The organism is Synergistaceae bacterium (assembly GCA_017443945.1).
Taxonomy (GTDB): Bacteria; Synergistota; Synergistia; order Synergistales; family Aminobacteriaceae; genus JAFUXM01.
On record JAFSXS010000025.1, the window covers coordinates 1 to 4800 of the forward strand.

The 4800-nt window shown below is 44.5% G+C and carries 9 protein-coding genes; all 9 read left to right on the plus strand.

All coding sequences use genetic code 11. The features are described from left to right. Positions 1–163: 163 nt before the first annotated feature. The 9 genes from IJT21_02995 (at position 164) to IJT21_03035 (ending at position 4631) form a co-directional block, all read left to right on the plus strand. Positions 164–355, plus strand: coding sequence for a hypothetical protein (locus IJT21_02995; GenBank protein MBQ7577216.1), 192 nt, complete (start codon positions 164–166; stop codon positions 353–355). After that, a complete protein-coding gene (locus IJT21_03000) occupies positions 330–632 on the plus strand; it encodes a PAAR domain-containing protein (protein MBQ7577217.1) in 303 nt (100 codons plus the stop codon). Before IJT21_02995 ends, IJT21_03000 begins: the two co-directional genes overlap by 26 nt. A 3-nt stretch (positions 633–635) precedes the next feature. Next, positions 636–1046, plus strand: a complete 411-nt coding sequence (locus IJT21_03005) for a phage tail protein (GenBank protein ID MBQ7577218.1) — start codon at positions 636–638, stop codon at positions 1044–1046. Next, positions 1036–1353, plus strand: coding sequence for a GPW/gp25 family protein (locus IJT21_03010; GenBank protein ID MBQ7577219.1), 318 nt, complete (start codon positions 1036–1038; stop codon positions 1351–1353). Before IJT21_03005 ends, IJT21_03010 begins: the two co-directional genes overlap by 11 nt. Positions 1354–1522: 169 nt before the next feature. Next, a complete protein-coding gene (locus IJT21_03015; protein ID MBQ7577220.1) occupies positions 1523–2302 on the plus strand; it encodes a baseplate J/gp47 family protein in 780 nt (259 codons plus the stop codon). Beyond that, complete coding sequence (locus tag IJT21_03020) at positions 2303–2485, plus strand: hypothetical protein (protein ID MBQ7577221.1); 183 nt, start codon at positions 2303–2305, stop codon at positions 2483–2485. After that, positions 2478–3494 carry a phage tail protein I gene (locus IJT21_03025; GenBank protein MBQ7577222.1) on the plus strand — a complete coding sequence of 339 codons (1017 nt, stop codon included), beginning with the start codon at positions 2478–2480 and terminating at the stop codon, positions 3492–3494. Before IJT21_03020 ends, IJT21_03025 begins: the two co-directional genes overlap by 8 nt. Positions 3495–3515: 21 nt before the next feature. Then, positions 3516–4109, plus strand: coding sequence for a phage tail protein (locus IJT21_03030; GenBank protein MBQ7577223.1), 594 nt, complete (start codon positions 3516–3518; stop codon positions 4107–4109). A 15-nt stretch (positions 4110–4124) separates the two neighbouring features. Then, a complete protein-coding gene (locus tag IJT21_03035) occupies positions 4125–4631 on the plus strand; it encodes a hypothetical protein (protein MBQ7577224.1) in 507 nt (168 codons plus the stop codon). The last annotated feature ends 169 nt before the right edge of the window (positions 4632–4800 follow it).

Consider the following 4800-nt stretch of genomic DNA (forward strand, 5'->3'; position numbering starts at 1 on the left):
AAGCCTGAAATTACCGACTAATACAAAATTACTCCGTCGGAATATCTAAGCCGCAAAGAAAAAATTTATCACAGAAAGGAAGAAAAAACCGGTTCTGTAATGTGTTATGGGTTAGCGGCATTCGGGCGGAGATTTTATTTTTACAGCAAGGAGAAAATTTTTCATGCATGATTATTTATTACTGATATTCGCGGCGGTAATTCTCGTAATTCTCGCGATAAATTTTCATATTTATAAATTGATACGACAACAGCACGATTACACTTTTTATGTGCTGAATCAATGGCTTGACTACACACTAAGATTTTTACGGGAAAGGAAGAGCGACAATGCCACCAGCAGCGAGATTAACTGATATTTGCACAGGTCATGAATGCTGGCCGTCAAGACCAAATTCTGAAGGTTCACCGAATGTATTTGTTAACGGCCTACCGTGGCACAGGCAGGGCGACGCTTGGCAGACTCACTGCTGTACACATCCGGGAGTTCCGCATGGATGTCATGACAGTGTGCTGAAGTCCGGAAGTTCAAGCGTATTCATCAACGGCAAACAGGCAGGAAGAATCGGCGATCCGGTTGCGTGCGGGTCAACTGTTGCGACTGGATCAGGCAACGTATTTGCAGGAGGATAAATTATGATAGGTTCGTTCGGCGAGGTCGTATTTGAGGTGTCTGACAAAAAAGTACGCACATTCCGAGACTTCCAGATACAACGCAGCGCAAAATATTTCGAACACGCCATACACGGCAGAAAAGGTCTGCTCGAGTTCACCGGCTTATCTCCGGCAAGTGCAAGCATGAATATTAGACTGGATGCAGGACTCGGAATTAATCCGGAAAAAGAAATCGAAATTCTGCGCGATCACCTGAATAACCATAAGGCCGTACCGTTTATTCTCGACGGCGAACCTCAAGGCGAGGGTTTATGGGTGCTTGAAGGTCTCGACGAAAATTTTGAGATAATCGACAACAAAGGAGCCTTCACCGCCATACAAGTCTCGCTGAAAATGCGCGAATATATCGAGGTTGATACTTATGGAAGTTGACATCATCACAACTGATAACACAGAAATAAATTTTGCTCCGGCTGATACAGTCTCGGAAATTGTTCAAAACGTACGGACTATCTGCGCGACTCCTAAATACAGCGTCCCTATGGATAGAATGTTCGGGGTTAATGCCGCAATCGTCGACAGGCCGACACCTAAGGCAATGGCGGAAATTCAAGCAGAAATTATCGCAGCAATACGCAAATATGAGCCTCGATGTAAAGTCAAACGAGTCAGCTTTGAGGGCGATTTAGACGGCCGTTTATCCGTGAAAGTGAGGATATTGATAAAAAATGAAGAGTGATTTATTTCCGGGACTCGCTGATATAGTTTTTGCAGACAAGGCAGCAGACGAAATAGAAAGCGACATCATCACGCTTTATGAACAATTAGCAGGCCGAACACTGGCAAAGGGCGACCCCGTCAGATTATTTCTTGAGAGCATAACACTCATAATAATTCATCAAAGAAGTATGATAGATTACGCGGCAAAACAAAATTTGCTGGCTTATGCAGACGGCGATTATCTTGACCATATAGGGGCTTTGCTCGGAGTTACACGGCTTGAAGCGTCAAAGGCTATGACCGCGCTAAAATTCATGTTGTCGGACATTCAAGACGAGGCCGTTATAATTCCTGAAGGCACAAGGGCATCACCTGATAACAGCGGAAATATTTTATTTGCGACGACTGAAGCGGTAGAAATCCCAGCAGGCGAACAGGAAATTACAGTTACAGCAGAATGTACGGAGCCGGGCGCGCAGGGGAATTATTTTCTTGCAGGGCAGATTCGCAGGCTAGTTGACGTGTTCCCGTATGAAATGAAAGTAGAAAATCTTGACGAATCTTACGGCGGAAGCGATACAGAGTCAGACGAAAATTTTAGAGAACGAATACAGATTGCGCCTGAAAGTTTTTCTGTGGCAGGTCCGACGGGTGCATATGAATTTTACGCGAGATCAGCTCATCAGAATATTATTGACGTTGCAGTTATCGGCCCTCCGGAAACAGAACCGGGCAACGTGAATATTTACCCGTTAATGGTAAATGGAGATTTGCCGACACAGGAAATTCTTGACGCTGTATTTGATGTCTGCAATGACGAAGACAAACGGCCGGACACAGATTTTGTTCACGTTCTATCGCCCGAAGCCGTAAATTTCGAGCTCAACGTTAAATACTGGATCGACAGAAAACGGGCGACTCAAGCTGTGCAGATTCAAAACGCAGTCGAGACCGCCGTAAATAACTGAGTGATCTGGCAGAAATCAAAATTAGGGCGCGACTTGAATCCTTCAGAATTAAATCACAGAATGATAGCAGCAGGAGCTAAACGCACGGAAATTATTTCACCAGATTTTCAAGTGTTGGCAGAGTATCAGGTCGCAATTATGACAACAAAAAATTTGATTCTGGGAGGACTTGAGGATGGCTAAATTAATTGAGAATCTCTCATTGATGGACATTGCTCCGCCGTCAATAACAAACGATAAAAACGTTCAGCACATAATAACAGCACTCGATCCGGAATTATTAAGCGTCTCTCAGGCAACACGGGAGGCGTTTATTATTTCGCGAATAAATGAACTTCCCGAGTCAGTGCTTGATTTACTCGCATGGCAATGGCACGTAGATTTTTACGAACTCGCACACAGTCTCGAAGCAAAACGCGCTATGGTCTTGAAGTCCATATCATGGCACCGCAAAAAAGGCACAAGCGGCGCAATACTGCAGGCTCTCGACATACTAGGCGTTGAAGGAAAATTTACGGCGTGGTATGACTTGCAGGAAGAAGGAGCACAGCCTTATACGTTCGTGATTGACGCAAAATTAACGTCTGATTTCTGGGAGCGTGTCGACTGGACAAAACCGACTCAGACAATACGCCGGGCAATTCAGGAAAGCAAGGCCGCTCGTTCGTGGATGTCGAGACTCTTTGTTCATATGGACGCAGAGTCAGAGCTTGATATTAAAATTGGAACTCTTACGGCGCAGGGGACTCATCACGATATTGCGATCGTACAAGGCACTCAAAGCGCGTCAGACTTGAATATCGCAGCAGGCACGGCAATTTTTCACAACTTACGGCATGAAATAGCTTTTAATCAGCAAACTAAAAGCGAGTCAGATTTAGGCGTGAGATTCGGCGCGGGAGTCATTCAGGGCAATTATCACGACATAAGCGCAAAACAAGAGACTTCAACGAGCGCAAAACTTGAAATCGCAGCAGGCACGGCAATTTTTCACAATTTGCAGCATGACATAGCAATAAATCAATCCCGAGGGAGTCAAGCTAACTGCAATCTTGTAACGGGCACTACAGCGGCACACGGAATTTTTCATCAAATCGGCATGAAGAGAGCAGAAAATAATTTTTCCGGCAGCATTTCAACGGGCTGCACAATCTCTCAAGGGATATACATGCAAATACAAATGGCAGCATAAAACTTTTTAGGAGGTGAGAAAATGGCACAATTTAACGGCATGGAATTAACAAACGCAGGGCGTAATATTCTCGCAAAAGCACTCACAGGAAAGCCGCTAAAATTCACAACTGCATGGGCCGGAGACGGTTATTTGCCTGAAGATCAAAACGTTCGAGAATTAACCCGACTCGTTCAACCGCATAGAGAAATGGAAATTGCAGAGATGTCAATTCCGCCGCACATAGGCACTGCAAAAATCACGGTCGTCATGACAAATAAAGAAATGGAAGCAGGCTTCTTCTTTCGGGAAATAGGATTATTCGCTGAAGACCCCGACACAGGCGAAGAGCTTTTGTACGGCTACAGCAATTCAGGCGATACAGCTGACTATATGCCCGGTCAAGACGGCCCAGACGCTGTTTATTACCGTTTTGACTTAACAGTAATCGTAGATCAGGCAAAAAATGTAACGGCGATTTTCTCTGATAACCCGCTCGCTGTAACTCACAGGCAATTAAACGAACGGACTGACGAAATTTTGAAGTATGTCAGAGAACGCGAAAAATTTTTACAGGATCAAATAAATAAATTAGCGCAGGCAAGCATGATTGATTCGCTTGGTCAAATTAAATAAAAGGAGGCAGCAAGCATGACAAATTATTCATGGCACAAGGCCGGAACTGTTACCGTTCAGCACGGGTCAACCGTCGTAACCGGAATTAATACAGGCTGGCTCATTGCGGGGATAAAAAACGGCGATATTTTCGTGATTGATGATACACCGTTTGAAATTGCAGAGGTTACAGGCAGTGAAAGTCTGGCACTCGTTAAGCAATACCCCGGCGAAAATGCAACTAATAAAGAATATGCAATCATTCAGCGCGCAGGTGAGGTTTTACAGGCCGATTTAGCACTACTGATTCAAAATGCAGTCAAAACCTGGAACACACGCGAGACAGAAATAGAACAGAGATTCACAGAACTAGAGCAGCGCACAAAGGCACTTAAGGGACTCGGGCTTTACCGCGACGCAGACGGCGATTTATCACAGGACGAAAACGCAATTGAACCCGTAAATCCCGAAGACTACACCGCAACTACTTCACAAGTTCAACAAATGATTGATGAAACCTTTGACGAGGCTTTATCGCACTAACTCACGATTCTAATGCGAAAAATTTCGTTTTAGGATAAATATTTTATTTTATGGAGGTGGGCTATCATGCCCGATTATAACGTAAACACTTTTGTAACACTGGAAGGTCTTAAAGCCTTAACACAGCGCACCGCAACTGAAATCAGCACCGTCAAAGCTACGGCAGCAA